Genomic DNA, 1,406 nt, shown 5'->3' on the forward strand with positions numbered 1-1,406 from the left:
GAGTATTCGTCTTCACTTTAGGCCTCCGCAGTCGGTTGCATGACGGTCGCAAGCTCTTCCTGTAAGATTTGGCGTTCTTGATGGATCTTCTGTGCTTCCTCAATGAGTCGATCAAGCAACGGTGGCGGTGAGTAGCCAAGGTAGTCACCGAGTCTGTACAGCAGCAGCTGGGCGTGCGACCGCAGGGTCGCCGCCCAGCGTTCCGGTGGAAACACGATCTCGTCGGCAGCATGCTCGGTCAGCAGTGCCAACAACTCACGACTTACCAGCAACGACAACAATGCTGCATGGAGAAGAATTTCGACGACGTGTTTCTTGTTCGTGTCAAACTCATCCAGCTCGTACTGTGTCTTCAGTTCGCGGAACAGCAGCTCTGTCTCCCATCTACAGCTGTAAATCGTCGCTAGCTCATCCGGGAGAAACTCCTCTCTGGGCAGGTTCGTGATATACAGGTGGTAGTCGTCGGCGTCCTCCTTACGGACGCCGACGACGCGGAATCGCTTGCTATCTTCTGACTGTTCTCCCGCGTACGGGCGACGCTCAAACTCAACTTCGACCTCTACATCGATGTACTCCCGGTAGAGATCGTCCGTGACATCGTGGACCTGCTTCCCTTCCAAGGGAATGGCGTCGCCACGCCATTCCCGTAATTCCTCCGTAATCACTGGATTCGCGCTGTCTTTCAACGGTGTCAGAAAGTAGCCGCTGTTCTCGTCGATCAGCGCAAAGCGGCGGTAGCTGAGATACGCCCGGTCAAACAGGACGAGGCGGTCTTCGAGCCACGGTCCTGTGTCGAATTGCGTGCTATCGTGGGTTTTCTCGTCGGTGACAGTGTAGTCTTCGATGGTTTGGTCGGTAATGTTGTGGAGCAGGTGGAGCCGTGCTCCAGCCTGCTCCGCTTTCCGGGCCTGGAAGTCGTCGGCAAGGAACTCGTGCAACCGCAACACAGTGCCGTCAGCACTGATGATGTCCCGAAAGCGGTCGATCTCTTGGGAAGTCGTGTCTGGGACCGCGACCTCGTCGAAGCCGCGCTCGACGAGGTCGCTCAGGTACTCTGCAAGTTCTGGCGTCAACTGCTGGTAGAAGCCACTCGGACAGAGTGTGTCGTCGGCGGTAGCGTTGTAGCTGCGGCGGAAATCAGCCAGTGACCGGCTTTCACCAGTGGCAAAGCCGAAGACAAGCGACCAGACCAGTGCAGGCATCTGCAACTTCCGGTTGCGTTCGACCACGCCGACCTCCTCGGCGTGGTCTTCCAACATCACAGAGGGAAAGAGGCTAGTAAGGCGACGCTCTATTCGACGTGAGGAGGCATTGTCGTGCACAGACTCGCCTCCTCATCCCTTTCAGAAAGTTACGCCGATAAGCGGTAGCTGTCTCTCGGTTCCCAGCTAAAGTGAAGACGAATA

At 56.6% G+C, this 1,406-nt stretch carries 1 protein-coding gene; it reads right to left on the reverse strand.

Annotated elements, in window-relative coordinates; all coding sequences use genetic code 11:
- Positions 1–17 precede the first annotated feature (17 nt).
- Complete coding sequence (locus BM113_RS21685) at positions 18–1,295, reverse strand: IS4 family transposase (protein ID WP_281244053.1); 1,278 nt, start codon at positions 1,293–1,295, stop codon at positions 18–20.
- Positions 1,296–1,406 lie beyond the last annotated feature (111 nt).

The organism is Natronobacterium haloterrestre (genome assembly GCF_900112205.1).
Lineage (GTDB): Archaea > Halobacteriota > Halobacteria > Halobacteriales > Natrialbaceae > Natronobacterium > Natronobacterium haloterrestre.